Source organism: Microcoleus sp. C2D2 (assembly GCF_036702495.1).
GTDB lineage: Bacteria > Cyanobacteriota > Cyanobacteriia > Cyanobacteriales > Microcoleaceae > Microcoleus.
In genome coordinates this window covers 13274-38931 of the sequence record NZ_JAUBTO010000007.1, presented here as the reverse complement: position 1 = coordinate 38931, position 25658 = coordinate 13274, and the positions used below count along the sequence as shown (strand labels likewise).

Below are 25658 nucleotides of genomic sequence, written 5' to 3'. Positions count from 1 at the left end.
TCCAGCAAGGCGGGCAAAGCCCGCCCTACTTAACTTAATTAAGCCTCATCCAAAGCCGCAACACCAGGCAATTCCTTACCTTCGAGCAGTTCCAAACTAGCACCGCCACCAGTGGAAATGTGGCTCATTTGTTCGCCTAACTTCAACTGTTCCACAGCCGCCACCGAGTCACCACCACCGATAATTGTGGTAGTACCAGTTTTAGTAAGTCCAGCCAAAGAACGAGCAATACCTGTGGTTCCAACAGCAAACTTATCTATCTCAAACACGCCCATCGGCCCGTTCCAGATTACAGTTTTGCAATCGGCCAAAGCATCTTGGAAAGTTTTTACTGAATCCGGGCCGATATCCAAACCCATCCAACCTTCCGGGATGCTTTCTACAGGAACAGTTTGAGTGTTAGCCGCCGCATCAAACTTATCAGCAACTACCACATCAGTAGGTAACAGAAAAGTAACTCCCCGTTTCTTCGCCTTCTCTTCCAAAGACTTAGCCAATTCCAGCTTGTCATTTTCCACCAAAGACTTGCCAACGCTCAAGCCGCGAGCCTTGTAGAACGTGAAAACCATGCCGCCGCCCAACAGTAGTTTGTCGCACTTTTCCAGCAGTTTTTCAATGACTCCAATCTTGCTAGAAACCTTAGAACCGCCGATAATAGCAGCCAAAGGACGCTGGGGATTGTCGATCGCACTGCCGAGATATTGCAGTTCCTTCTCCATCAAAAACCCAGCCACAGAAGGACTCAGATACTTAGTAACGCCCTCAGTAGAAGCGTGAGCCCGGTGAGCCGTACCAAAAGCATCATTGACATACAAATCCGCCACAGAAGCTAACTTCTTAGCAAATTCTGGGTCGTTTGCCTCCTCCTCTGGGTAGAAGCGCACATTTTCTAGCAACAGCACATCGCCATCTTGCATCGCCGCGACTGTAGCAGCGACTTCATCGCCGATGCAGTCGTCAGTCTTTTTGACCTCTTTGCCCAACAATTCCGACAGCCGCACAGCAACGGGCGTTAAGCGCAACTTCTCCGTCACGCCCTTGGGGCGCCCGAAGTGGCTGCACAAAATGACCTTAGCACCCTTAGACGCTAAATCTTGAATTGTCGGCAGAGCAGCCCGGATGCGAGTATCATCGGTGATACTGCCGTTGTCGAGCGGCACATTAAAGTCCGCCCGCACCAATACCCGTTTGCCCGATAAGTCCGATGCCGATAAATTTGCTACAGTTTTTTTTGTCACAGGATTAACCTCCTAATATGGGTGTTTTTGTCTAATTCCGTTGAAATGGCGGCACTGGTCACTTGCACTTGGGGCCTCGGACGCATTCAACCGCGTCCGTACAAAAAACGGAAGATGAAACAAACGGCACTGATTGGCTCAACGTAAACATTTTATCGGAGTCCGCGTCCGGGAGATGCGCACTATGTTCAAGACTGTCTTATTTCCTGTCGATCAAAGCCGAGAAGCCCGCGAAGCCGCGGAAAAGGTTGTCAATATTGTGAAAACCTACGCTTCTCGTTTAGTTATTCTGTCGGTAGTCGAGCCCCCAGCCGAGGAGGCCGACTCCCCGGCGCGAGAGGTGATGAGTTCCCCCGAAGCAGTCGCCAAACTGCTGTCTGAGGCCCAATCGATGTTTTCCCAGCAGGGAATCGAAGCTGAAATCATTGAGCGAGAAGGCAAACCGGCTTTCACGATTTGTGATGTGGCTGACGAAATTGGGGCCGATTTGATTGTGATGGGCTGTCGGGGGATGGGTTTAACCGATGATGGGGCGTCTGACAGCGTTACCAATCGGGTGATCAATCTGTCTCCTTGTTCAGTTTTGATTGTGCCTTAGTCATTAGTCATTAGTCATTAGTCATTAGTCATTAGTCACGTGTTATATCGTGTCGGACTAAATAAACCTAGATTCTGTAGGGGCGGGTTCACCCGTATCTATTATGTACATCCAGGGTATGCGTAAACCCCCCCTGACACAGCGACTAATGGCTGGTGACTAATGACTGCTGACTGCTGATATCGTGTCCGGTTGCATGGGAAGCATAATTTTCCGAGTTCAGCACTCTGGTTCAGCTTGGCTCCGCGGGACTCGCGCACGCTAGTTATCATTCCGATTTAACCGGATTTGATATCACTAATGACTAATGACTAATGACTAATGACTGATGACTGATGACTAATGACTGCTGACTAATGACTGCTGACTAATGACTAATGACTGCTGACTAATGACTAATGACTAATGACTAACGACTAATAACTAATAACTAATGAAAATTCAATGGTATCCCGGTCACATTGCCAAAGCTGAACGGGCATTAAAAGAACAGCTAAAGCGGGTAGATGTGGTTCTCGAAGTCCGAGATGCCCGCATTCCATTGGCTACTTATCACCCCCAAATGCCGAGTTGGGTGGGTGGCAAGGCGCGAGTATTGGTCATCAACCGCATGGATATGATTGCGCCTCGCGCGCGCGAGGCGTGGGAAACATGGTTTGAGGCCCAGGGGGAAACTGCGTATTTTACTAATGCCGAGCACGGTCAAGGAGTAGATGATGTGGCGGATGCCGTGCAGAATGCTGGGGTGCAGCTAAATAAAAGAAGGTTCGATCGAGGTATGCTGCCCCGTCCAGTCCGTGCAGTGGTGATGGGCTTTCCAAATGTCGGAAAATCTGCTTTAATTAATCGGCTGTTAGGGCGGAGAGTGGTGGACAGTGCCCGCAGAGCTGGAGTCACTAAATCGCTCCGATGGATTCGCATTTCTGACGAAATTGAATTATTAGACGCCCCCGGAGTCATCCCCACCCGAATTAACAATCAAGAAAATGCCATAAAATTAGCTATTTGCGAAGATATTGGCGAAGCAGCTTACGACAATCAGGTAGTAGCAGCAGCGATGGTAGATTTGCTCCAAGGGCTGGAGGCGGCTGATGAAACGTTGATATCGCTATCTGGTTTCAAATCCCGCTATAAATTAGATGCAGCCTCTAGTAATGGTGAAGATTATTTGCACGAGGTAGCAAAAGACAGGTATAAAGGAGATGTCGAACGAACGGCGCGGCAGATGTTAAACGATTTTAGAACGGGTGTGTTGGGTCAGCTTGCTTTGGAGTTGCCGCCGACTTGATAGGACTCGTGCCATACAACTAATCAGCAATGGTATTAAATAGGGATTTTCTGACGCCCAGAATTTGAACTTCGTCTCCTATGCGTACTATTTTTTCTGCTGCTTGAGGTGGCACTCGCGTCTTAACTATCAGCTGACTAAAGTGATTAAAATGCCCTCTCTTTACCAAGTCAGGCATGATTTGCTTCTGCTTGGCTCTTAGTATATTTTTAAAATTTGAATAACTTTCTTTCGCTGCATAATTTCGCGTAGATAGGAGACACGGCTGACGGGGATTAATACCTTCAAATATTACTGTCCCTATTTTAAACCTGACAATTTCATCAGCTTGTGGGAAAAGTTGGTTTTCCCAAAAAGCCGGGACATCTCCTATTTCAATATTAGCTCGCAAGCGATGGCGCATCTCGTTAACGCAAACTCTCGGAAACCAAGATGCAACTTCGGCGATTGTTTCGGTACTGATAATGCTTGGCCCGGGCGCAGCGGTATCGTCGGGAAAGCCTGTCAGCAAGTTTTCAATTAATTTGACGGGGAAACCAAAGTAGTTGCTCAACCAATCTTCTATCCCTGGGCGTTCTCTATCTACATGAAAAAATATTTCTTGTTCGGTGTCTTGTATTTTCAGGCAGGCCATTCTGTTTTTAATATCAAATGATAAGCGCAGAAAATGGAGTCCGCTGTTGCGCTTAGTGTTAACAAATTCTCCTGCTTCATCGCAGATTGCCAAAGAGCGATCGCCTTCTAGAGATCCGCTGGCAAGAATAGTTGCTTGACTGACAGCTATGCCGTCAAGGGACTTGACCGGATAGATATGAATGCTGGCGACGTAAGACATTTCGATTTATTTATAAATAATTGTCGTTTTAGATAGATTCTAGCATCCTGTGCAGGCAGAAGGATGACCGCAGTTAGCTTTATGAAATAACAAGGGGCCGCTTTTCTGACGTTTAAATTTTGCCGAAGCTGCTTGTAAAGAAAAAATAAAGAAGTCTGACTGAGCTTCGGGTAGATATTATGCTATAAAATACAAACAATTGAACCGAGTTGCAAGCAGTCAACGACCCTGGTCTAAACATACGCTCGCTTAAGGCCTTTGACTTAAACCACAGTTGACAGTCATGCGTACCTGGGTACTACGTTAACGCTAAGATTTTAAAGACCTACCAAGGAGTACGGAGCTAGTTCCTGGAATCGCGAAATTTAGGATTGAACAGATTTATTGGGTTAAATCAGTTTTCTAAATATAGTACCGACCGTAAACTAAGGCGCAAGCTAACATCACCCCTCTGATAGAGGCTCGAAAGAGCAAACATTATGCGTGAGCTGATTGCTCCATTCTCCATGGTAATTGTCAAGAGTGAAAGTGCAGTACATTCATTACACCGAATCTAGCAATCCCCGTGTAATGGAAAGATTCACGGCGGTTGAAACCGCCCGCGCGATGCCCTGCCCTTCGACTACCCTCAGGAACAGCGTAGCCGAAGGGTAATTTACCAGGCGGGCACTCTTTGGGACCCTCGTTTCACCGAAAAACGAGACGGAAGCCCCTGGCTTTAGACACGGGGAGGAAGTCGGCTGCGGTTTCAACCGCCTTCAATATTTCTTTACACAACTGATTGAAAGGTTGTATTAGAATTAGATTGCAAGTAAAACAACCATCTACGTGTTGAAACACTCTAGTATCGGAGAAATCCCGGCACAGTGAGCCACCACACTCTTGAGGAGTAGTAAGCCTGTACAACTGACAAGTAATGACAGAGTGTGAAGCGTACCTATCTGGCATTGTGATGGATTATGAAAGCAAACACAATTTAAAAGTAAGCGCAATTGCAATACCCTTTGTACTGGTAGTTGTTTTGAGCGTATAGAGGTGCTTTGATAACGCCTTTGAGAGTTTTCGGATTCATTCAAGAATCCCCGTGGCTTCAGCCGTGGGGAGTATCAAACTTACGGAGTTTTTTTATGACTGAAAGCGAAAGAACAGGCATGATTTCGCGGCGCAATTTAATGTTGAGGGCTGGTGCAGGGATGCTGGCGGCAAGCTTTGCACCTACGCTTTTACAAGCCCAAGCCGCAAATGCACAGGAAATCTCTGACATTAGTCCCGACGGCGCTCTCGAGAAATTGATGGAGGGGAATCAACGCTACATTCAGCAAAAACGGACATTTCCCGACCAAGCTCGATCGCGAATTGTAGAAGTAGCACAGGGTCAACATCCGTTTGCAACCATCCTGGCTTGTTCTGATTCGCGGGTTGCTCCCGAAATTATTTTCGACCAAGGATTGGGGGATTTATTTGATATCCGAGTAGCTGGAAATTTTCTCGACGATGTGGTTCTCGGTAATATAGAATATGCCACATTAGAATTAGGCGTTCCGCTATTAGTAATTCTGGGCCACGAACGCTGCGGTGCTGTTAAAGCAGCTTTAGATGGCAAAGCTGTGCCGGGTCACATTGGCACTTTGGTGGCGGCGATTCAACCGGCAGTTGATGCCACAAAAAATCGAGGGGGCGATGCCTGGGATAACGCAGTCAGAGCTAATGTGAAAATGAATGTAAATAATTTAAAATCCTCGTCGCCTCTTTTAGCAGCAGCCGTCAAAGCGCGCCAGCTTAAAGTTGTTGGTGCCCGCTACGATTTGGATAGCGGCAAAGTAGAGATAATTGCTTGATTTTGCTGGTAATTGTCAGAATTTGTAGGCTAGTGCCAAGAGTGTCTACCCCTTGGACTCGCCAGGGGCAACCATCGGGGATTGCCCCTACAAATTACTTGCTAACGAGAAAGTAGATATGCAAGTTTAGATTAAACCCATTTCTTGCAGTCCCCGGCGCAGGCGTTCTGCTTCAAAGGGGCGGCGCTGTTCGTGAAGGGCGATCGCTCTTTTGAATTCTGCTAAACTTTCTGGCATTTTGCCAATTTTCAACAGGGCTACTGCCAAGTTTTGATGAGCTTCGGCGTGTTCTGGATTGATTTTAATGGCTTGTCGGTAATAGGCGATCGCATCTGCTAAATTTCCGGCTGCCTTCAGGGTCAGTCCCAAGTTGTAGTGACCTGCTCCAAAATTCGGGTCAATTTTTAAAGCTGCTTTGTAAGCTTTTTCAGCAGATTTCAAATCTCCTTCATCTTTGAGCAAATTGCCCAAATTATTGTAAGCGCCCAACTTGAGCGCGGGGATCACATCTGTATTAATCGCCGCTTGATAGTGTTCTTTTGCTTTAACAAATTGCTGCTGCTGGCTATAAGCAATTCCCAAATGATAGTTGAGTTCGTAAACAATAGAATCATCATTTTTCGCAGCAGTCAAGCCCTTGGTTAATAAATTAATTCCCCGCCCGATTTGCCCGGTTTCTACATACAAAGCCCCTAATTTGCTACAAGCATAAGCATCGTTTGGATAATAAGCGAGATAGCGTTCCATTGCTGCTTGAGCTTTTTGGAATTTACCTTTTGCTGCGATCGCATCTTTTTGATAACCAGAGTGCCAAATCGCCACATCGGGGAGAGAAGCTATTTTCCATTTTGGTTCCCTGTGCAAAATCTCAGCCACGCTGTCGTCTACCATTGCGTGGTAAGGGCGAGAAAAGCGGATATCGAGGCGATTGCGAAACAAGCGCGACACTAGGGAATAGGGAGATTGAGAGGCACCGATTTCTTGACGGATGAGATTGATTAGCAGCAGCCGATCGCTCCCAATTGCCTGCTTGATTTGAGGTACAATCTCCGGTACCAAAACCTCATCGGCATCCAACACCAAAATCCAGTCGCCCTGGGCGTGCTTGAGACACTCGTTGCGCGCCGCTGCGAAGTCGTCGCACCATTCAAAGTCATAAACCCTCGCCCCGAATTCTCGGGCAATTTCACGAGTGCGATCGCGCGAGCCCGTATCCACCACCACCATTTCGTCAACAACACCCTTAACGCTGTCCAAAGTCCGCGACAGTGTTGCCTCTTCATTCTTCACGATCGTGCACAGAGTCAGATTCATCGGGCGCCAACTTTCCTCATTTCACAGAATTATTGTAATTTTTTTAACCAGCCAAACACACAAAGTCCCAGAAAAAATTCTCCTATTTCCCTTTTGCTTTGAGCATAAATACCTTTCTTTCCTTGAAAAAGTGGGTTAACTCTTTTGAGAGATTAAGAAGCCTCAAACTCGGACGATTCATGAGAAATCCTACCACTTTCGGTTCCTCCCTACGGTAGAGGTAAGGGCCGGAGCGGGGTTGTTATTCTAAGAACATAAGACAAGGCACTAAGAAAGTTAAGCATTCAGGAGAAAAAGACATGATAGGCGGTATTATTGCTTGGATCGTTTTAGGACTGATTGCCGGTGCGATCGCCAAAGCGATTTATCCGGGAACTCAAGGTGGCGGTTTTCTGGCCACAACAGGCTTAGGAATTGTAGGCGCGCTAGTAGGAGGTTATCTAGGTCAAGTCTTGCTCGGGACGAGCGGGGGAGCTTCCTTCGGGGCAATAACTCTACCCAGCATAGCTTTTGCAGTCGTAGGTGCGATAGTGGTACTTTTCATCTGGGGATTGTTAACTCAGCGTGCTGCATAACAAATATTGCCACTTCGGAGCCGATCGACTTTCAGGGTATTCAGAAACCCGGTTTCTTGAAGAAACCGGGTTTATCATTTGTTTGTAGGCCCAGGTAGCCTACTCATACCAAATCTGCCTTAAAAACCCCGATCGGACTCGGCGGTTGAAACCGCTCAACAGTCAAGCTTTCGTCCGAACAGAGGGGGACTGAAGAATAAAGCGGTAAAAATCTCGGATTGGGTATCACTTCATTAATCAATCCGCAAAGTGAAAGGCAAGCGAACATAAATCCCGTGCGGGTCGTTCATCGACTCGATCGCAGCCAATTCCTCCTGCATTTTCTTCACTTCAGCAGTCAGCGGGTCGAGTTTGGCGGCTGGTTGCAAAACGCGAACGCCTGAAAGTCTTGCCAAAATTTGCTCCTCGAAACTGCGGCGTTTTGGATATTCTTCCAATTGCCAATCGTCGCCGAGTTTAGCTTGCTTCGCCGCCTCTGCGACAGCATCTTCAAAGCCGCCAATTTCATCGACTAAACCCAACTGTTTCGCGGCCGTACCAGACCACACCCTGCCTTGAGCAATTTCTTGTACCTTGTTTTTCGGCAGTTTGCGGGAGTCGGCGACTTTAGTAATAAATCGATCGTAAATGCGATCGACTATTCTCTGAATATTCGCCAATTCTTGAGGATTTTTCGGGCGGGAAACCGTGTTAATATCCGCAAAGCGGGCGGTTTTCACAACGTCCCAAGTCAGGCCGTTGTTAGCAGCCAACTTTTCGGCGTTGAACAGCATTCCAAAAACGCCGATGGAACCGGTAATCGTATTGGGTTCGGCAAAAATGCGGTTGGAACCCATCGAAATCCAATAGCCGCCGGAGGCTGCTAAATTGCCCATCGAAACGATAACTGGTTTCTTTTTGCCCGTCAGCATAACTTCGCGCCCAATGACTTCGGCCGCTGTCGCGCTGCCTCCGGGACTGTTGACGCGCAAAACTACTGCTTTTACGTCGTCATCTTCTCGGATTTTCCGCATTTCTTGAGCGATGCGATCGCCTCCTACTTCAGTCGGGCCCCCTTCGCCGTCTACAATTTCTCCCTCGGCGTAAAGTACAGCAATTTGGTTTTTCTTGTTAGCGCGAGTTGATTTTTTATCTTCAGCAATTCTCGCATAGTTTTTCACACTAATTTGCTTGAAAGATTTGTTTTCGCGATCGGTTCCTGTGAGTTTTTTAAGTTCCGCGGCAATTTCGTCAAAGTATACAACTTTATCAACTAACTTGCTTTTGAGAGCTTCGTCAGCCATCAAAATTCCGCCCTTCTCTGCAACCGCTTGCAGTTGCCCAACGGTCACTTTGCGGTTGGGTCCGACTGTTGTCAGGTATTCTCCCCACATATCTCCGAGCAACTTTTGAGTTTGCTGGCGATTTTCGGGACTCATTTTTGTGAGCAAAAACGGCTCAACGGCTGACTTGTATTTGCCGACGCGAGTCACTTGTACTCCCAGGCCGTATTTCTCCAAAGCACCGGTGAAAAACATTGCCTGACTGCTAAAACCGTTGATTTCTAGAGATCCGTAAGGATTGACAGCAATTGTATTGGCAACTGAACCGAGGTAATAATCTCGCTCGTTCCAGTCCATTTGGTAAGCAAAGATGGGTTTTTTGGCATCTCGGAAACGCTGTAATGCCGATCGAACTTCTTTGAGATTGGCAAACCCGCTGCTGCTCGAATCCGAACTGCCTTCGAGATAAATGCCAACGATTTTCGGGTCTTTTTTCGCAGATTCGATCGTGTCTAAAACAGTCCGCAGCGTCACAGCATTGGCGCCATCGTCCGAAAGCACATCTTGAATCGCTGCGCTAGTGCTGCGGATCGGTTTGCTGTCAGTAATATTTAAAGAAAGGTCTAATACCAATACAGACTTATCTTTAACTTGCGGGCCTGAATGTTTAGACGACGATGCCGCGACAGCAATTAGCAGTACCAGTCCCCCCAATCCGATGCTGCCCAGCAGCAACAATCCTAGGAAGGTTCCCAGCAAACTTGCACAGGTATATTTTAGGAAATCTTTCATTAGATAATTGGTAATTGGTAATTAGCGATCGGTCATTAGTCATTAGTTATTAGTCATTAGTCATTAGTCATTAGTCATTAGTCATTAGTCATTAGTCATTAGTTATTAGTTATTAGTTATATCACATCCGGTTAGAGAGGAATGATACTGAGCGTACAAGCGTCCCCGCACGCGAGCGAGACGCTCGCACTGCACTCGGCAAAATATTATTCCCATGCCACCGGAAACGATATTATTGGTCATTGCTGCAAGTAGGATGTAGCAATTATCCGCTGTCGTTAGTTATTAACTAATGACTGTTGACTGTTGACTAATGACTGCTGACTAATGACTGTTGACTGTTGACTAATGACTGTTGACTAATGACTGTTGACTAATGACTGTTGACTAATAACTGCTGACTGCTCACCCACTTTTATCTTAACCTTTCCAAAACCCCAGAATGTTTTAACTCATCCAAGTTAGCGCAGCCCGTACAGAACATCACGGTGGCGATTTCTGCAATTAAGACCTCAGCTAGGAGGGCTGCTGCTGATTCCGATTCCGCGGCAGCTTGTAGAAACGGCCGCGCCAGTCCCGCAATATCCGCGCCAAGGGCGATCGTCTTGGCTGCATCCAACCCGTTTTGCAAGCCTCCAGAGGCAATCAGGGGAACATCCGGCGCTACGGCGCGGGTGCTGACAATGCACTCGGCTGTCGGTATTCCCCAGTCGGCAAAGGTTGCGCCTAACCTGCGCTGCTTGCTATCTTTAGCTCGCTCTCCTTCTATTTTCGCCCAAGAAGTGCCTCCTGCTCCGGCAATGTCGATCGCAGCTACCCCGGCGGCGAGCAATTTCTTTGCCATGTTTCCTGAAATACCGTTGCCGACTTCTTTAGCAATAACTGGTATTGGTAATTTCTCGCACAATTTGGCAATTTTCTCTAGCAGTCCTTTAAAGTTAGTATCGCCTTCGGTTTGAATGCACTCTTGCAGCGGATTGAGGTGCAAAATTAGGGCATCTGCTTCGAGAATATCAATAATTTTTTGGCACTGTTCTAAACCGTAATTGTAGTTTAATTGAACCGCTCCGATGTTGGCAAATAGCAGAATATCTGGAGCGCGGTGCCGGACGGCAAATGTAGCCGCCAGTTGAGGATTTTCTACGGCGATTCGCTGGGAACCGACTCCCATTGCCAGTTTGTATTCTTGAGCGACATCGGCGAGGCGATAATTGATTGTCTGGGCTAATTCTGTGCCACCGGTCATCGAGGAAATTAGCAGGGGAACGGCTAATTTTTTGCCGAGAAATGTGGAGGTTAAATCGATTTCGGTGCGATCGAGTTCTGGCAAACAGCAGTGAGCAAAACGGTAGCGTTCGAGTCCGCTGGTAGTTTCGCGAAATTGTACGTCTTCTTCGAGGCAGATCCGCAGGTGGTCTGCTTTGCGGGTTTCGGTTTGCGAGGGCGAGGTTAGCGGCGAGTTCACTGTGGCTATTTGGGGAAAGAGTTTTGAGTTGGGAATATAGCAATTTTATTTCATTTTTGAGATTTTTTTTTATGAACCGCAGAGAGCGCTGAGGGCGCAGAGGAGAAGAAAAAAGAGATGTTGGCACATCCTGCAAGGGTTGCTATATTAAGCTTTCCCCCAGATAAGTTGTATTTTTCGGGCGGGCGCGACACCCACCCCACAAGATTTTCATCAAACTTGACTATAAAATTTAGAGGCGCCTCTGTTTATCAGAAAATTGGGCGGAGCGAAGCGGAGGGCTGAAACCCCTTCTGAGCGTGGCAGGCTTTTAGTATTGTATTTTTCCCAGATATTTGTTGCTTTCTCACTGTAATATATTGTACATTGTACAATGAAAACGACGCTGACAGATTGGACGATGAAAGCAAGATATCAATACAGATTCTACCCCACAGACCAACAGCGATTGAGCTGAGCTGCGGTTGTTTGGTTGCGTGAGAGTGGTGTGGAATGATGCCTTAGCTTTGTGCAAATCTGCTGATAAACTACCAAACTACAACCAACTATCTGCACTATTAACCAGTACCAAAAAGACCGAATCAAGAGTTTGGTTAAACCAGGTTTCGGCTGTTCCTTTGCAGCAGTCTTTGAGGCATCTAGCCACGGCTTACAAGAACTTTTTTGATTCCCATAATGGCAAGAGAAAAGGGGGGAAAGTTGGAGCGCCTAAGTTTAAGAAGAAGACCAACAATCAATCAGCGGAGTTTGCTAAGTCGGGATTTTATCTTAAAGGAACTCAAGTTTACTTGGCAAAAATAGGGTTGGTCAGTCCTATTAGGTCTAGGGAATTGCCCTCAAAACCTAGTTCGGTAACAGTAATTAAGGACTGTGCCAATCGGTATTTTCTAAGTTTTGTAGTAGATGTAGAACCTCAAGATTTAGAGCCCATTAATCCTTCAATTGGCATTGATTTTGGTTTAAAAACCTTCGCTACTCTCAGCGACGGAACGCAGGTTAAAAGTCCAGACTACTCAAAATCGGAGCGCAAAATCAGGAAGTTGCAGCGCCGATATGCTCGGCAACAAAAAGACTCAAAACGCCGTCAGAAGACCCGCATTCAAATTGCTAAGTTGCACAATCAAGTTACTGATATCCGCAAAGACTTTTTGCACAAACTATCAACCAAAATAGTCAACGAAAACCAAGTGATTGTTTTGTCAGACCTCAACGTGTCGGGCCAGGTTAAGAATCGGCGCTTAGCTAGAGCGATTAGCTCTCAAGGATGGAGAGAATTTCGGGGGCTCTGTGAAGCTAAATCCGACAATTTTAGTCGGGAGTTTAGGGTAATTAGCCGGTGGGAACCTACAAGCCAAGTCTGTTCTAAATGTGACTATCGATGGGGTAAATTAGACCTCAAAGTCAGAACTATTACCTGTTTAAGCTGCGGTACAACTCACGATAGAGATGAGAACGCAGCCAAAAATATAAATAAAGTCGGGATAGGGCATTGTTACGACTCTAAACGGACGCAGAGGGGACGTAAGACTACTTCTGTAGCAGACCCCAAAGAAGCGTCAAGAATCACCGCACTTTTAGGGCGGTGAGTATGTCAACCAGGAACACTCACCGGCATTCCGTTATCTGAAGGTTCCAAGTTCAGTAAAAAAGGAACTGCTTTTTGCACCCATGCTTTGGGAGACGGGTAATTTGCCGCATCTTCGCCGAAACAAATGTCCAGCATATCTGTGTGGATTATCCCCGGACTCAAAGGAACCGCTGCCATACCTTCGGGCAATTCTTGAGCGAGCGATTGCGTAAGTCCTTCTATTGCCCACTTAGAAGCGCAATAGGGCGCGACTTCCGGCGAAGTTGACCTTCCCCAAAGAGAACTAAAGTTGACAATTATGCCGCTTTTTCGAGCAATCATTGCCGGGACAAAGTGGCGAATTACATTAGCTGTGCCTTTAATATTAACATCAATTAGCTGGGAAAATTCTTCGTTACTAACCTTCCAAAGAGGCGCGAGATTGTTGGCTAAAGCTGCGTTATTAATCAGCAAATCTGGCGGCGAGTAATTTGCCAGCAGTTCTGTTGCCCAAGCTTTTACTTGCTCGTCGTTGGCGACATCCAAACAAGTAAAATGGTGGGGCGTACTATATTTTTGTTTGAGCTTTTCCACCCCTTCGGAAGAACGGGCGCATCCCAAAACTGTATGTCCCAATTCAATAAAGCTTTCGGTCATGGCAAGACCAAGACCGCGACTCACCCCGGTAATTACAATTAATTTTGTCATTAATTTGCTTAATTTTGACATTAAGTAATACAATACATCTTGACGGGTCAATTGACAAATCGATCGCAGGGGGAAAGCATGAAAGTAAAAGCAGCAGTTGCTCGCAGTGCAGGCAAACCTTTGAGCATTGAAACGGTTGACCTAGATGGGCCGAGGGCTGGAGAGGTGTTGGTGGAAATTAAAGCCACCGGTGTTTGTCACACTGACGCTTACACTCTTTCCGGGGCCGATCCCGAAGGTTTGTTTCCTGCTATCTTAGGCCACGAGGGAGCCGGGATTGTCGCAGAAGTTGGGGCGGGAGTAACGAGCGTCAAAGTGGGCGATCGGGTAATTCCTCTCTACATTCCCGAATGCCGCAACTGCGAATATTGTTTGAGCCGCAAAACAAATCTCTGTCAAGCAATTCGCGTGACTCAAGGCCAGGGAGTGATGCCCGACGGCACGAGCAGGTTTTCCATAGACGGGCAGAAACTTTACCATTACATGGGAACTTCTACCTTCGCTAATTATACAGTATTGCCGGAAATTGCAGTAGCAAAAATTCGCGAAGATGCTCCTTTTGATAAAGTTTGTTTGATCGGCTGCGGCGTAACAACTGGCATCGGCGCTGTCATAAATACTGCGAAAGTAGAACCGGGTTCTAATGTGGTAGTTTTCGGTTTGGGCGGCGTGGGTTTGAATGTAATTCAAGCGGCTCGCATGGTGGGAGCTAACATGATTGTCGGCGTAGACTTGAATCCGAATAAGCGAGAGATGGCCCAAAAATTCGGCATGACTCACTTTGTCAATCCCCGCGAAGTGGAAGGCGATTTAGTGCCTTATTTGGTAGATTTAACCAAAGGCGGAGCTGATTACAGTTTTGAATGTATCGGCAACATTAATGTGATGCGGCAAGCTTTGGAATGCTGCCACAAAGGTTGGGGCGTGAGCGTAATTGTCGGGGTAGCGGGAGCCGGTCAAGAAATTAGCACCCGCCCGTTTCAGCTAGTAACTGGTAGGGTTTGGAAAGGGACGGCTTTTGGCGGCGCGAAAGGCAGAACTGATGTTCCTAAGATTGTTGATTGGTACATGGACGGTAAAATTGATATTGACAGCCTGGTAACTCAGGTAATGCCGATCGACAAAATTAATGAAGCCTTTGATTTGATGCACAAAGGTGAAGCAATTCGCACAGTTTTGACTTTTTGAAGGAAGAAGGAAGTTCGGCAACGAGCAATGTACGGGATGTAACGGATGTAACGGATGTAACGGATGTAACGGATGTCAGGAAGAAGGAAGAAGGTACTCTTCCGCGCACCCGACATAACTTCTCTCTTCCTCTGCGCCCTCTGCGCCCTCTGCGGTTAAAAAAAATCCCATTCAGAAAAGAAATACAATTAATATGATATCCGAATCCTTAAAACAGCACAAAGAACATAAAAGCTTCGGCGGCAAACTCGGATTTTACAGCCATCAATCTTCAGCCTGCAATAGCGAAATGAAATTCGCCGTTTACCAACCGCCGCAAGCCCAATATCAAGCCGTACCAGTTTTGTATTTTCTATCAGGTTTAACCTGCACAGAAGAGAACTTTATGGCAAAAGCGGGGGCGCAACAATTTGCGGCAAAATACGGGTTAATGCTGGTTGCGCCCGACACTAGCCCGCGCAATACTGGTATTCCTGGGGAAGAGGACGATTGGGATTTAGGAAGTGGTGCGGGTTTTTATGTTGATGCGACAGCCGCACCTTGGAATGCTCACTATCGAATGTACAGTTATGTGGTTGATGAATTACCGAATTTAATCGCCGAAAATTTTCCAGCGCTACCGGAAAAACAGGGAATTTTCGGTCATTCGATGGGCGGACACGGGGCTTTAATTTGTGCTTTGAAAAATGGATCTCGCTATCTTTCAGTTTCCGCTTTTGCGCCTATTTCCGCGCCAATGCGCTGCCCTTGGGGACAAAAAGCTTTTACAAACTACCTCGGCAGCGACAAAGAGATTTGGAGGGCTTGGGATGCTAGCGAATTGGTGCTTGAGGCGCAATACAACGGTCCGATTCTGATTGACTGCGGCACTGCGGATTCGTTTCTTGCTGACGGGCAGTTGTTGCCGGAAGTGTTCGGGGCAGCTTGTGAAAAAGCGGGACAGCCGCTAACTTTAAGGATGCAGGAAGGTTACGATCACAGCTATTATTCGATCGCGAGTTTTATGGAGGATCACATTCGCCATCACGCGGCTGTTTTGTGCGGGTAGTTCCTAGCAGGAAGCAGGCAAGATGCCTGCTTCACAACAACTGGTTCTTAGGCTCTGCCTGGGAACCGATATCTAGAGGCTCTGCCTCGAATCGCTGCCCTGAAATGTGGAGGCAGAGCCTCCGGATCTGCTTTACCAGGCAGAGCCTGGTAACGAGTGACGAGTGAAATGTGGAGGCAGAGCCTCCGGATCTGCTTTACCAGGCAGAGCCTGGTAACGAGTGAGAGTGAAGTCGCTTCTACGAGCACAGGTATTTTTGGTTAATTAAGATCGATCGGAAATATCCATTCTTTATAATTGCTATCGCGATTTTCGATAATTTCCGTCAGTTTGTCCAAAATCTTTTCGGTGATGGGTCGGTTTTTGGGCAAGTGATAGTTTTCCACTCGCTTAATTGGGGTAATTTTGGCTGCGGTTCCGCAGAGGAAAATCTCGTCTGCAATCAACAATTCCGATCTGTCAACTGGTCTTTCTATGACTTCAATTCCTAAGTCTCGGGCAATTGTGATGACGCTGTCTCTGGTAATTCCTTCGAGAATATCTTGCTCGAAACCGGGAGTAACTAATTTACCGTTTCTGGCGACAAATATGTTCATTCCTGAAGCTTCGCTGACTTTTCCCTGAGTGTTCATCATAATTGCTTCGTCGAAGCCGGATTCTACTGCTTCTGTTTTGGCTAAAGCTGAGGTGATGTAGGCGCCGCTAATTTTACCTCTTAAGGGCAAACTGCGGTCTTCTTGGCGGTACCAAGAGCTAATTCTACAGTTGACTCCTTCTTTGGGCAAATAGTCTGAAAGTTCTAATCCGTAGACAAAAAAGTCTGTGTCTACGTTGTGCAGCCTGGGGGCAATTCCTAAACTGGATGTGTAGATAAAAGGGCGGATATAAAATGATTTTGTTGGCTGGTTTTTCTTGACAAAATCAATGATTATTTGTTGGATTTTGCTGGCTGGCCAATCGCAGTGCAGGAAGCTGGCACTTTGACTTAATCTTTGACAGTGGCGGTCTAATCTAAATAGCAAGATTCGATCGGCATTTTGGGGGTCGGGAATTCCCCGCAACCCGCCTAAAACTCCGGTTCCGTAGTGCAGTGCGTGGGTGGCTATGGAAATTTTGGCGTCGGTAAATGGGAGAAATTGGTTTTGAAAGTAGGCAATTGGCAGAAAACTATCCATGATTCAAGCTGGCGATGAGTTTGGCAGTCCGCGAGGAATGGTGAATTTGGTTATATTACCATAAGTTATACCATTTGAGATTTTAGATTAAAGAATTGAAGAATTGGCAATGACTGATTCGATATAAGTTTGGATCGCCCACAGTTGTATTGTTTTTTTTAACTGGGATTATTATCTGGTTATATCAATTTATAAAATAATATCAAGAGCGGTCTATTTGGTTGATAATTGTTTTGGGAAAAAGTGCGATCCTCTTCGAGGGCTTCGCTAACGACTAAAAACAAAAATCAACCAAGGGGCTACTATGGCACGTAAATGTTTCATCATTGAAATGGGGATGGGTATAGACCAGCACGGGCAGGAACCGACTGTAGCCTGTGCAAGGGCTGTACGGAATGCGATCGCCCACAATGCTTTGCTGGGTGTCTGGGAAGTGGCGGGTTTGAGCGACCCCAATCAGATGATTGTTGAGGTTAAGGTGGCCGTTCCTTACCCGGAACAAGTGCGCGCCCAGGAGGTGTTGGCGGTACTTCCTTTCGGCAGCAAAACTCTGATTGTGGAGCAAGGGGGCATGATTGTGGCAGGAAGGGCGATCGCCTCTCTGAATGATAAAAATGATGAAATGCTAATCGCTGTGGCGGCTGTGAGTGTTTTTGTGGAAACTCAGGACTAATATCAATTCCGGTTGCACTCCTTATGATGGGGAGTCGGGAGTCGGGAGTCGGGAGTCGGGAGTCGGGAGTCGTCCGTTGGGGAAGGTGGAATTATTGACCTTGACTTTATCATTCCCATCCAACGGGAAACGATATAATTAATTTTGTATTGTTTGAATAAATCTGCGGTGAAGTTCGATCGCCTGTCTGTTAAAAAATGATTAATATAGACTAAATTGTAGGGGCCTCAGAGAGCTCGCATGAAATACTGTAGAAAATCTCAGGCTCTGAGGCACCCTAGAATAGGTGCGTTGCACGCTAAGATTTATTTGCGCCTACCTACTTAATTTTGAACTTTTAAGTGATAATTTTTAATTTCTCAGGCGGCCGGGTATGTAAGCAAGCCAGCAAAACCCTACGATTAAGAACAGCCACGTCACTGTAATATTGCTGCCCAACAAGTTGCGGAGAAAATCTTCCATTGTTCTCAAAAATTATAGGGTTTAAAAGAATTTAGTAGTGTTCCCTCTCGGAGCAGAAGAGGTAGAGTCCGATCGGGTTTTAGGCGATCGGACTCTACTTCATATTATGGCTGGCTGGTATCTGCCAACATTTGGTCAACCATTTCCAAGTGCGCCTGAAGGTTCGGCAACTTCTGGGTGGCCCAAGCCTTCAACTGGGGATCTTGTCCCTGTTGAGATTGTGCCTGAAACAGAGCAATAGCCTGATTGTGGCTGTCAATCATAGCCTGCTTGTAAGCAGTGTCAAAACTTCTATCGGAGAGTCCCGAAAGTCGATCGATCGTAGCTGTGTTCTGGGTACTCATCTCGGTTGGCAATTCTACCTTTTTTTGCCTTGCTAACTGCATCAGTTCTTGATTTGCCCGAGTGTGTTCCTCTACCATTTGTTGCCCGTACTGTTTCACACCAGCACTAGAACCGCGCTCCACTGCCAATCTGCCGAGTTCCACTTCCATCATACCAAGTTGACCTGCTTGCATGACAAAGGTTCTGTCTCTGCTGCTGAGAGAATTAGGCGAAGTTTGGCCACCTGCTGGAGTGTTGGGAGAACGGCCGGGATTGTTGTTGCTGGGAGTAGTTGGAGTGTTGGGAGAACGGCCGGGATTGTTGTTGCTGGGAGTAGTTGGAGTGTTGGGAGAACGGCCGGGATTGTTATTGTTGTTCGGCTCGGTAGCAGGAGACCCAGGAGCAGTACGATCGTCGGTAGCGTTATCAGCAAGATCGAAAACCCGATCGCCCGACTGGTTGAAGCCGTGAGTCTGGCGGTTTAATTCTGCCAATCCCGGCACAGCTATCAAGGAACTAACGCCGGCAATTCCGGCAACAGTAACCAATTTTTTGAACAAACTTTTGCGATTTAGTGAAGTCATGAATTTCTAAGCCTGTAAGTTTTCAAAAGTCCGCGCGTGCGAAGCTATCCCGTAGGGAATCGCCCGAACTAGTCAGCGGAGGGTGTACCGCCTTTCCGAAACAAGTTGATCAAACCAAACGCGCCCAAAGCACCCAGCCACCCGAAATTGTTGGGGCGATCCTCCCGAGCACTCAAAACTCCAGAATTAGTAGCAGCCGGCGCCGATGTCGTACCGGTTGTACCAGTTGTACCCGTTGTGCCGGTGCCTGTCGTACCAGTTGTACCCGTTGTACCCGTGCCAGTCGTACCAGTTGTACCGCTTGTACCGCTTGTACCCGTGCCAGGCGTACCGCTTGTACCGCTTGTACCCGTGCCAGGCGTACCGGTTGTACCGCTTGTACCCGTACCAGTCGTACCGCTTGTACCGCTTGTACCCGTGTCGGTGCCTGTCGTACCGCTTGTACCCGTGCCGGTGCCTGTCGTACCAGTTGTACCAGTTGTACCCGTGCCAGTCGTACCAGTTGTACCGCTTGTGCCCGTGCCGGTGCCTGTCGTACCGCTTGTACCCGTGCCGGTGCCTGTCGTACCGCTTGTACCCGTGCCGGTGCCCGTCGTACCCGTGCCGGTGCCGGTGCCTGTCGTACCCGTCGTACCCGTGCCGGTGCCAGTCGTACCGCTTGTACCCGTGCCGGTGCCGGTGCCTGTCGTACCGCTTGTACCCGTGCCGGTGCCAGTCGTACCGCTTGTACCCGTTGTGCCGGTGCCAGTCGTATCGGTTGTACCAGTTGTACCCGTGCCGGTGCCTGTCGTACCAGTTGTACCCGTACCAGTTGTACCCGTACCGCTTGTACCCGTGCCTGTGCCTGTGGTACCGCTTGTGCCAGTGCCGGTGCCTGTGGTACCGCTTGTACCCGTACCAGTTGTACCTGTACCGCTTGTGCCTGTACCGCTTGTACCCGTACCGCTTGTGCCAGCAGCGCCGCCAACACCGCCGCCAGCAGCGCCGCCAGCAGCGCCGCCAGCACCGCCGCCAGCACCGCCGGCTCCCGACTGGGCTGAAGCAGGCACTGCTAAGGAAACCGTTGCTAAACCTAAAGAACAAGCGCTTGCTAAAACAACTTTCAACAATTTAGAAGATTTCATGGTAATTTTTGCTTTTACGTAGAGTGCTGCGATCGCTTGTGATGCCAAAACCGCAGGGTTCAATTGACAGCGTAACGTGGGACTTTTGTAACCTTTGCTGCGGAATTAATGAAGGTAAGGGAGCTAATGCGAGTCCCGTTCCGTTGATTATTTTCCCCCGATAAATTACACCGCAGCCTTAATAGTTTATAAACTATTATGTATCGTTCAAGTTCGCCATTCGTCTTTAGGAATATTTGGTAAAAGGGCGTTTTATTTCAGGTGGTGGATGATATTTGATTGGGGGGCCTACTAGCTAAATCAAAACTTGCGCGCGGGGGATAGAAACCGGGTTGAGCTGAAAAATTTTTGGTTGAGTAAGGAGACATATACGAATCAACAGGGTTTCTGAGACAAGCGCGCGGATATTCCTATAAATTTTCCCCGGCTGCTGGTGCTTTGAGGCAGAAATTCTTGATTTTCTCACCGTCAATTTTGGGTTAGCGCGTCGCCTGATGAGTTGGTTTAAAATTTTTTAGAGCGCTATTTTTCCTTAACTTGCTGCTGGCAATTTCGGCACTCGCAGAATACCGCTCAAACTTTTCCAGGAAAATAAATTATCTCAAAATGCGCGATCGACCCTCCTAGTCCCAGAGCGCCTACAACCCAGTTACAGCAAGGGTTTTGACAGGGATTTGACTTGCGTTAAACCGGAAGGCGAACTGAGGGCTATCCGAGTCGGGTTCGCGCGACATTCAATTAACCAGCGGCGGCGCACTCGTCAGAATTGCTTGTGAGTGCGATCGGGCTAACTCTGATATAGTAAAGCCAAAGGTATGCCAGAGAGCGCTTGTTCTCTAACACATTTTCCAAGGAGACATCAACTTGCATCGAATTCTTGCCAGAAGTCGCTATCTAATGTTAATCGCTGTATTCGGTTCTTTTGCTGCGTCTGTGACGCTTTTGATCTACGGTGCCCTGGAAACCGTCATTACCATCGGCCACACAACTACAGTACCGGTTTCCCGCGAAAACTCGAAACAACTGATTCTGTCTTGCATCGAAGTTGTAGATTTGTTTCTCCTCGCCACAGTATTTTACATTACTGCACTCGGACTTTACGAGCTGTTTATTGACGATCGCATCAAAGTACCCATCTGGCTGGAAATTCACACCATCGACGACCTGAAAACCAAACTCACCAGCGTCATTGTAGTCGTGTTGAGTGTATTGTTTCTCTCTGAGGTAGTTCGGTGGAACGGCGGGACGAACATCCTTCCCCTGGGAGCAGGTATCGCTTTAGTAATCGCTGCGCTGACGTATTTTCTAAGTTCGCAGGTGAAAAAGCCGAAATCAGATTAATGGCTGTTTGAGCAGGGAAATTAGCCAAATCCGGCTGAACCAGCAACGGCAATCAAATTGCATTATATCTTCACAATAAATTTAATATTACATCTGTCTTCAGACTGATAATAATGGCATCTCAAACTTGCTTTTAGAGAGAGGAAGGTAGTTCCTTGAAGTATATAAGATAAAACTTATGTTTAATAATTGGAAACCATTATGCCAGAACAACAATTTGACACCTTACCTTCAGAAGCACAAGAACTGCCCCAAGGAGCACAGCAAATTTTTCAAGCTGCTTTTAAAAGCGCTAGCGAAGATGGAATGAGCGAAGATGCTGCTACTCGCGTTGCTTGGAACAGCGTAAAATCTGAATATGTTCAAGGCGAAGGCGGCACGTGGCATCACAAGGGCGACGATACTAACCAAACCAACAAATCTGTACAGTCTGGTGGCAATTAAGTAGGTGGTTACAAATAAACAGTACATGGAAAGGGCGGGTGAGAGCAGTCATAAGCTGGCTTCAATAAAAGTGATTTTTAGGTAAACCCGCTCCTACAAAATACTGTGTTTTTTTGGCGCGTACCTACTTACTCATGAGTCATCAGTCATATCCAGCTAAAATAACGGAGCTCAGGTTATTAGTAAGGACTAAAGTCCTCACTAATAACCAATTTGAGAGAAGTTGTTCGAGCGGACATAATATCATCCGTCATTCGCCATGTACTGATGACCCAGCACGAAAACGGATACTTGCGAACGACAGGAGTCGCCAGCAGCCGAAAATTTTCGACTCTTGTTCTAGGTCCGAGATTTATCTGTGGAGTCAATCTCAAATCCTCCGACGCTCGCGCTGGCGCCGAAATCTCAAATCTAAAATCTCAAATCTCAAATCGACTGACCGTGAGGTAATGATTTAGGTTGGTAACGGTCGGATTCGGTGCTGTTCATGATTTAAATGCTGCTGTAGTCTCAAATCTAAAATCTAAAATCTCAAATCTCAAATCGACTGACCGTGAGGTAATGATTTAGGTTGATAGGTGTCGGATTCGGTGTTCTTCCTGATTTAAATGCAGCTATTGGGGAGTTAATGCAGCGTAATTAATCGGGTGTTGCATATCCCATTGCAATTCGGCTAAAACCAGCAAGCTAAATACCATTACTGCTCCCGTAAATAGGAAAGACCAGCCGCCGATGTAAGGCAAAATTAAAATCGCCGCCAGGTGAAACAAACTTGCTGCTAAAATCGCGCGCGATCGCACTGCGAATCCAGTCCCCAAATACCCAATTCCGCAGATTCCCAACCACAGGGGACAGAGATTCGCCAACACTTTTCCCCAACCCAAAAAAATGCCCAAATCGGTCAGCACCAATCCTAATAACATGAGTATTACCCAACCATAAAGCACCCAAGTCAGGCGTTCTATTTTGACCCAAGAGTATGTCATGCTTACCATTGCTGCTGTACCTACGAGGCCCAGCACTGACCACAAAGCTGCTTGCAACATCCAACTCACAGGAAAAAATTGTGCCGTGCCGAACATGGGTATTAACAGCAAGCTCCACAGCAGGCAAGCTCGATCGAGACAAGTATAAAATTTTGAATAAAATCGCTCTTTCCCAAGGGGAAGCTGAACCTGCCAAAGCCCTTCTAACTCCTGAACGTCCATGTTAAGTTGTTTGCGGCGCAGAGGCGGAACTGAATAATTAAAAAAGGTCATATCTGACACTCTTAAAATTTACAATTAGTTACTTATATACGATCTCAACAGCAATCACTCTAATTGCAATCTGTCAATCGGATTAATCTCGTTAATTTTCTTATATGTCGGCAGTAATAGTTATTCGGTCGCCGCAGGTTAAACAGGAAGAGATAGATTTCACAAGTTGATAAAATAGCTCTTCCGACAGATGGCTACAATATTACTTATTGGATATTTTTAAAATAGTAAACTTTGTTACAGAATTTATGATCACTTCATCCCATCCTCTGAAACAGGTATTCCACTGCCCGGAAGAATCGGATTTTTACGCGCACTGCTTGGAAAGTTTAGTGTTAAATGGCAGGAACCCTTCTCGAATTATAGTAGAGTTTGGTTCAGGAGAGGGAAGTCCAGTTATTAAGTCTTTGCTGAGAACGGATTTTGACGGGAAAATAGAGGGATTTGAGCTAAATAAAGTAGCTTGGAAAATTGCTGAGTCTCAAATTAAGGAATATGAACTGAGCGAACAATACACCGTCAACAATTGCTCTTTTTTTGATTCGCCTTTATACCAGTCGGCGGATTGTGTAATCTCAAATCCGCCTTACTTGCCGGCGGTGGATGATAAGATTTACCAGCCGCTGTTGCACGGGGGAAGTGATGGTTGTACAATTGCTAAGAAACTTTTATCTTTGGGCTGCGATGAAGTTTTGTTGATGGTTTCTAGCTATTCTAATCCTGTGGGTTTGATCGATTATGCCTTGGATCGCGGCTACTCGGTTGCGAATTTTGAAATTGCACCTTTAAATTTTGGCTATTATAGCTCGGAACCCAAGGTGAAAAGCGCGATCGCCACTCTGCGAGAACAGGGAATGGCTTTTTATTCGGAAAATATCTATCTGCTGGCGGGAGTTTTGTTTAAGAAGCAGCAAAAAGCGCAAAGAGATTTGTCGATCGAGCTAATTAAGTTAATGACAGCATTTTAAAATACAGCCGTGGTAGGGTGGGGTGCCTCTGAGATGTTGCACCATTGTCAGCAACAGGCAAGATGCCTGTTCCACAAAGAGTGTATTTCTTGTGGAACAGGCATCTTGCCTGTTGCTCAAAGGCTGATTGAGAAGGCAACAGGCAAGATGCCTGTTCCTCAAAGAGTGTATTTCTTGTGGAACAGGCCGGAAAGCCTGTTCCTCAAAGGCTTATTAAGAACGGTGCAAGATATAGGGTGCATCAAAGACTGATGCACCCTACTATATAGCCGTTAATTGTGTTCTGCGGTTTGGATCGATCGCACTACAGCAGCCCCAGCCCGATCGCCCATCGACTTCGCCTGATCGTACCCCAACACCAGCTCCCACGCATCCTGCGGGTATCTATCAACCAGCGGGATCGCCACTTCATCCACCATCCAGCGGCCGTGACGCTCGTCTTCTCGGACGTGTAGTTCCCAATAACTCATCGCAGCCTCCGAGAGGCCCAGACGCTGAACCCCGGCTACATAATTGCGGTAAGTGACGGGCCCCGCCACCTCAAAATAAGTGAGTCCGCCGTTGTAGCGCAGAAAATAGCGCTTGCGGTCCGTCAGCAGAAAGTTGTGATTGATGCTTGCGAGCACTTGCCAAGGCACTAAATCGAAGTACGCTTCCGGTTCTGTACTCATATCGAATTCAGCCAGCATTTGAGCAAAAAAGGTCGAGTGCTTGCGGGGGAGGCGACCGCCGCCGTATTCTTCGATCAGCACCCGCGTCAGCGTTGACTGAATTTCGTTGCCGACACCGCCGAGGATGCGAGAAAGGTGGCTGGCTTCAACTAAACCGTCGATAGAACCGATCGCCAGCAGGTGTCTGTATCCGGCTGCTGTCATCTGTTCCCGCAAATAGCGATCGGTCTCGTTCAAAGGACGATCGACATCGGCGGCCGCGCGATCGCGCAGCGCTTGCTTGACATCCGGCAATTTTTGCAGCGCTGCAACGTCGATTTGCGCGGTTTCCCACTGCTGCCAAGGTTCCTCAATGCGATCGCGCACAGAACGCAAATAGTGCGATCGTTCGTTATTGTAGCGGCGCAAATCGTCGTACCAAAACAAGTTGAGGCGGTTGATACGGTAAAGCACCCGCTGCAAGAAGCGGTGAGCGGCCTCATCGCCGTTCGGTTCCTGATAAGCCGATCGAACAGCCACTGCGATCGCGCTTTCAAAATCGCTGACAAGTAACGGTTTTGTCGCCACCGTCTTGTCTAAATCCTCCAGCTCTAGCAAATCGACAAATTGCCCCTCGGCCGCTTCATAATTTGGGAGTACGGGTTGCTTTTTGGAAACACTCCGCGAGTCTGAAGAAGGAAGTATCTCTATCGTGTTTTGCATGGAATCTAGTTATGCTAACTCTAATTATTGTGCTGCCTGCCCAAACAGCCAACCGTTGCAGATTGCTGAATATTATGGCTACTTAATTTCAAGATAGCGAATCAGTCAGCCGCATACACCCTTCCATCGATAGATATTTTTGCCTTACCCTTGTTCTCTTCTCTTCTCTTCTCTTTTCTTCCTTCGCGTCCTTCGCGCCTTCGCGGTTCGTTAAA

The 25658-nt window shown here is 47.2% G+C and carries 24 protein-coding genes; 12 read left to right on the top strand and 12 right to left on the bottom strand.

Features of this window, described 5'->3' with window-relative positions:
• Positions 1 to 38: 38 nt before the first annotated feature.
• Positions 39 to 1238, bottom strand: coding sequence for a phosphoglycerate kinase (locus tag QUB61_RS04170; protein ID WP_333124290.1), 1200 nt, complete (start codon positions 1236 to 1238; stop codon positions 39 to 41).
• Between the two features lie 184 nt (positions 1239 to 1422).
• Here QUB61_RS04170 and QUB61_RS04165 point away from each other — a divergent pair, with 184 nt between their 5' ends.
• Positions 1423 to 1836 (top strand): universal stress protein, encoded by a 414-nt coding sequence (locus QUB61_RS04165; RefSeq protein WP_333124287.1) that lies wholly within the window; start codon positions 1423 to 1425, stop codon positions 1834 to 1836.
• A gap of 433 nt (positions 1837 to 2269) precedes the next feature.
• Positions 2270 to 3124, top strand: coding sequence for a ribosome biogenesis GTPase YlqF (gene ylqF, locus QUB61_RS04160; protein ID WP_333124284.1), 855 nt, complete (start codon positions 2270 to 2272; stop codon positions 3122 to 3124).
• Positions 3125 to 3143: 19 nt separating this feature from the next.
• Here ylqF and QUB61_RS04155 read toward each other — a convergent pair whose 3' ends face one another.
• The gene (locus tag QUB61_RS04155) at positions 3144 to 3959 is read right to left on the bottom strand and encodes an MOSC N-terminal beta barrel domain-containing protein (protein ID WP_333124282.1); all 816 of its coding nucleotides are present in this window, start codon (positions 3957 to 3959) and stop codon (positions 3144 to 3146) included.
• A 1127-nt stretch (positions 3960 to 5086) separates the two neighbouring features.
• Here QUB61_RS04155 and QUB61_RS04150 point away from each other — a divergent pair.
• Entirely contained in the window at positions 5087 to 5797 is a 711-nt protein-coding gene (locus QUB61_RS04150) for a carbonic anhydrase (RefSeq protein WP_333124280.1), read from the top strand.
• A 126-nt stretch (positions 5798 to 5923) separates the two neighbouring features.
• Here the strand turns inward: QUB61_RS04150 and QUB61_RS04145 are convergent, their stop codons facing one another.
• Complete coding sequence (locus QUB61_RS04145) at positions 5924 to 7111, bottom strand: tetratricopeptide repeat protein (RefSeq protein WP_333124277.1); 1188 nt, start codon at positions 7109 to 7111, stop codon at positions 5924 to 5926.
• 299 nt (positions 7112 to 7410) lie between these two features.
• Here QUB61_RS04145 and QUB61_RS04140 point away from each other — a divergent pair, with 299 nt between their 5' ends.
• Positions 7411 to 7686, top strand: a complete 276-nt coding sequence (locus QUB61_RS04140; RefSeq protein ID WP_333124275.1) for a GlsB/YeaQ/YmgE family stress response membrane protein — start codon at positions 7411 to 7413, stop codon at positions 7684 to 7686.
• Positions 7687 to 7919: 233 nt separating this feature from the next.
• Here QUB61_RS04140 and sppA read toward each other — a convergent pair whose 3' ends face one another.
• Both sppA and fni read right to left on the bottom strand, forming a co-directional pair.
• Positions 7920 to 9740 (bottom strand): signal peptide peptidase SppA, encoded by a 1821-nt coding sequence (sppA, locus tag QUB61_RS04135; protein WP_333124272.1) that lies wholly within the window; start codon positions 9738 to 9740, stop codon positions 7920 to 7922.
• A gap of 415 nt (positions 9741 to 10155) precedes the next feature.
• A complete protein-coding gene (gene fni, locus QUB61_RS04130) occupies positions 10156 to 11205 on the bottom strand; it encodes a type 2 isopentenyl-diphosphate Delta-isomerase (protein ID WP_333124270.1) in 1050 nt (349 codons plus the stop codon).
• 464 nt (positions 11206 to 11669) lie between these two features.
• On the opposite strand from fni, the gene QUB61_RS04125 reads away from it, so the two are divergent.
• Entirely contained in the window at positions 11670 to 12791 is a 1122-nt protein-coding gene (locus QUB61_RS04125; protein WP_333124268.1) for a transposase, read from the top strand.
• Between the two features lie 5 nt (positions 12792 to 12796).
• Here the strand turns inward: QUB61_RS04125 and QUB61_RS04120 are convergent, their stop codons facing one another.
• Positions 12797 to 13480 (bottom strand): SDR family NAD(P)-dependent oxidoreductase, encoded by a 684-nt coding sequence (locus tag QUB61_RS04120; protein WP_333124265.1) that lies wholly within the window; start codon positions 13478 to 13480, stop codon positions 12797 to 12799.
• Between the two features lie 78 nt (positions 13481 to 13558).
• Between QUB61_RS04120 and QUB61_RS04115 the strand changes: the two genes are divergently transcribed.
• Both QUB61_RS04115 and fghA read left to right on the top strand, forming a co-directional pair.
• Positions 13559 to 14668 carry an S-(hydroxymethyl)glutathione dehydrogenase/class III alcohol dehydrogenase gene (locus QUB61_RS04115; RefSeq protein WP_333124262.1) on the top strand — a complete coding sequence of 370 codons (1110 nt, stop codon included), beginning with the start codon at positions 13559 to 13561 and terminating at the stop codon, positions 14666 to 14668.
• Positions 14669 to 14861: 193 nt separating this feature from the next.
• A complete protein-coding gene (gene fghA / locus QUB61_RS04110) occupies positions 14862 to 15716 on the top strand; it encodes an S-formylglutathione hydrolase (RefSeq protein WP_333124257.1) in 855 nt (284 codons plus the stop codon).
• Positions 15717 to 15976: 260 nt separating this feature from the next.
• On the opposite strand, the gene QUB61_RS04105 is transcribed toward fghA, so the two are convergent.
• Positions 15977 to 16891, bottom strand: a complete 915-nt coding sequence (locus tag QUB61_RS04105; protein WP_333124254.1) for a branched-chain amino acid transaminase — start codon at positions 16889 to 16891, stop codon at positions 15977 to 15979.
• Between the two features lie 304 nt (positions 16892 to 17195).
• Here QUB61_RS04105 and QUB61_RS04100 point away from each other — a divergent pair, with 304 nt between their 5' ends.
• Positions 17196 to 17564, top strand: coding sequence for a Lin0512 family protein (locus tag QUB61_RS04100; protein WP_333124251.1), 369 nt, complete (start codon positions 17196 to 17198; stop codon positions 17562 to 17564).
• Positions 17565 to 18130: 566 nt separating this feature from the next.
• Here the strand turns inward: QUB61_RS04100 and QUB61_RS04095 are convergent.
• The 3 genes from QUB61_RS04095 to QUB61_RS04085 form a co-directional block, all read right to left on the bottom strand.
• Positions 18131 to 18934 (bottom strand): DUF4142 domain-containing protein, encoded by an 804-nt coding sequence (locus tag QUB61_RS04095; protein ID WP_333124248.1) that lies wholly within the window; start codon positions 18932 to 18934, stop codon positions 18131 to 18133.
• Between the two features lie 68 nt (positions 18935 to 19002).
• On the bottom strand, positions 19003 to 20058 hold the full coding sequence (locus QUB61_RS04090) for a hypothetical protein (RefSeq protein WP_333189831.1): 1056 nt from the start codon (positions 20056 to 20058) through the stop codon (positions 19003 to 19005).
• Positions 20059 to 20796: 738 nt separating this feature from the next.
• Positions 20797 to 20928: a hypothetical protein gene (locus QUB61_RS04085; protein WP_333124242.1), complete on the bottom strand. Its 132-nt coding sequence runs from the start codon at positions 20926 to 20928 to the stop codon at positions 20797 to 20799.
• Here QUB61_RS04085 and QUB61_RS04080 point away from each other — a divergent pair.
• Complete coding sequence (locus tag QUB61_RS04080; protein WP_333124239.1) at positions 20923 to 21399, top strand: YqhA family protein; 477 nt, start codon at positions 20923 to 20925, stop codon at positions 21397 to 21399. The two genes, QUB61_RS04085 and QUB61_RS04080, sit on opposite strands and share 6 nt — an antisense overlap.
• A 201-nt stretch (positions 21400 to 21600) precedes the next feature.
• A complete protein-coding gene (locus QUB61_RS04075; protein WP_333124236.1) occupies positions 21601 to 21843 on the top strand; it encodes a ChaB family protein in 243 nt (80 codons plus the stop codon).
• 614 nt (positions 21844 to 22457) lie between these two features.
• Here QUB61_RS04075 and QUB61_RS04070 read toward each other — a convergent pair.
• Positions 22458 to 23102, bottom strand: a complete 645-nt coding sequence (locus tag QUB61_RS04070) for a hypothetical protein (protein WP_333124234.1) — start codon at positions 23100 to 23102, stop codon at positions 22458 to 22460.
• 248 nt (positions 23103 to 23350) lie between these two features.
• Here QUB61_RS04070 and QUB61_RS04065 point away from each other — a divergent pair, with 248 nt between their 5' ends.
• A complete protein-coding gene (locus QUB61_RS04065; protein WP_333124232.1) occupies positions 23351 to 24070 on the top strand; it encodes an SAM-dependent methyltransferase in 720 nt (239 codons plus the stop codon).
• 9 nt (positions 24071 to 24079) lie between these two features.
• The gene (locus QUB61_RS04060) at positions 24080 to 24322 is read left to right on the top strand and encodes a hypothetical protein (protein ID WP_333124230.1); all 243 of its coding nucleotides are present in this window, start codon (positions 24080 to 24082) and stop codon (positions 24320 to 24322) included.
• A 20-nt stretch (positions 24323 to 24342) separates the two neighbouring features.
• Here the strand turns inward: QUB61_RS04060 and QUB61_RS04055 are convergent, their stop codons facing one another.
• Positions 24343 to 25443, bottom strand: coding sequence for an iron-containing redox enzyme family protein (locus QUB61_RS04055; RefSeq protein WP_333124229.1), 1101 nt, complete (start codon positions 25441 to 25443; stop codon positions 24343 to 24345).
• Positions 25444 to 25658 lie beyond the last annotated feature (215 nt).

Coding starts and splice junctions, on each gene's coding strand:
- QUB61_RS04165 (WP_333124287.1), top strand. CDS start 1,423: ATGTTCAAGACTGTCTTATTTCCTGTCGATCAAAGCCGAGAAGCCCGC.
- ylqF (WP_333124284.1), top strand. CDS start 2,270: ATGAAAATTCAATGGTATCCCGGTCACATTGCCAAAGCTGAACGGGCA.
- QUB61_RS04155 (WP_333124282.1), bottom strand. CDS start 3,959: ATGTCTTACGTCGCCAGCATTCATATCTATCCGGTCAAGTCCCTTGAC.
- QUB61_RS04150 (WP_333124280.1), top strand. CDS start 5,087: ATGACTGAAAGCGAAAGAACAGGCATGATTTCGCGGCGCAATTTAATG.
- QUB61_RS04145 (WP_333124277.1), bottom strand. CDS start 7,111: ATGAATCTGACTCTGTGCACGATCGTGAAGAATGAAGAGGCAACACTG.
- QUB61_RS04140 (WP_333124275.1), top strand. CDS start 7,411: ATGATAGGCGGTATTATTGCTTGGATCGTTTTAGGACTGATTGCCGGT.
- sppA (WP_333124272.1), bottom strand. CDS start 9,740: ATGAAAGATTTCCTAAAATATACCTGTGCAAGTTTGCTGGGAACCTTC.
- QUB61_RS04120 (WP_333124265.1), bottom strand. CDS start 13,480: ATGACAAAATTAATTGTAATTACCGGGGTGAGTCGCGGTCTTGGTCTT.
- QUB61_RS04115 (WP_333124262.1), top strand. CDS start 13,559: ATGAAAGTAAAAGCAGCAGTTGCTCGCAGTGCAGGCAAACCTTTGAGC.
- fghA (WP_333124257.1), top strand. CDS start 14,862: ATGATATCCGAATCCTTAAAACAGCACAAAGAACATAAAAGCTTCGGC.
- QUB61_RS04105 (WP_333124254.1), bottom strand. CDS start 16,891: ATGGATAGTTTTCTGCCAATTGCCTACTTTCAAAACCAATTTCTCCCA.
- QUB61_RS04100 (WP_333124251.1), top strand. CDS start 17,196: ATGGCACGTAAATGTTTCATCATTGAAATGGGGATGGGTATAGACCAG.
- QUB61_RS04095 (WP_333124248.1), bottom strand. CDS start 18,934: ATGACTTCACTAAATCGCAAAAGTTTGTTCAAAAAATTGGTTACTGTT.
- QUB61_RS04090 (WP_333189831.1), bottom strand. CDS start 20,058: ATGAAATCTTCTAAATTGTTGAAAGTTGTTTTAGCAAGCGCTTGTTCT.
- QUB61_RS04085 (WP_333124242.1), bottom strand. CDS start 20,928: ATGCAAGTTGATGTCTCCTTGGAAAATGTGTTAGAGAACAAGCGCTCT.
- QUB61_RS04075 (WP_333124236.1), top strand. CDS start 21,601: ATGCCAGAACAACAATTTGACACCTTACCTTCAGAAGCACAAGAACTG.
- QUB61_RS04070 (WP_333124234.1), bottom strand. CDS start 23,102: ATGACCTTTTTTAATTATTCAGTTCCGCCTCTGCGCCGCAAACAACTT.
- QUB61_RS04065 (WP_333124232.1), top strand. CDS start 23,351: ATGATCACTTCATCCCATCCTCTGAAACAGGTATTCCACTGCCCGGAA.
- QUB61_RS04055 (WP_333124229.1), bottom strand. CDS start 25,443: ATGCAAAACACGATAGAGATACTTCCTTCTTCAGACTCGCGGAGTGTT.